The 530-nt window shown below is 53.8% G+C and carries 1 pseudogene; it reads left to right on the forward strand.

What is annotated here, in order from left to right:
- Positions 1–27: 27 nt before the first annotated feature.
- Positions 28–530 (forward strand): annotated as a pseudogene (locus ACXJ5O_RS29485) (hypothetical protein); the annotation flags it as partial.

Genomic DNA, 530 nt, shown 5'->3' on the forward strand with positions numbered 1-530 from the left:
ATGCTTTGCCACGAACTGGGTCACGCCATGCTGGATGCGATTCAGGACCGGCTTTGGCACACGGTTTATAAAGAAGTCGATGCCTTTCACGAATCATTCGGCGATGTGAGTGCCATACTGTGTGCCCTTCAAATCCCAACGATGCGAAGTTCGATCCTTACGTACACGGGCCCCAATCTATATCGCGATTCCAAACTCTCGCGGATTGCGGAGCAATTTGGAGCGGGCCTCCACGCGGAAGATCCCGCTGAGGCGTATCCGAATTGCCTCCGTAATGCGTGGAATTCTTTCTACTATGTCCGACCCGATCTTTTGCCCGGCTCAGCTCATATCACACTGCTCTCCTCGGAAAGACATTCGTTCTCACGGATTTTCACTGGTGCGCTGTTCGAAGCATTGGCTGGCATGCTGACTGTCCATGCGGCCATTAGCTTGGCACCCACCCCGGCCGAACTGCTCGATGTTACGATGGATATGAGGGACATTATGGCGGCAGCAGTGGTATCTGCTCCGATTGACACCGGCTACTA

It is taken from the genome of Phyllobacterium sp. P5_D12 (assembly GCF_054049495.1).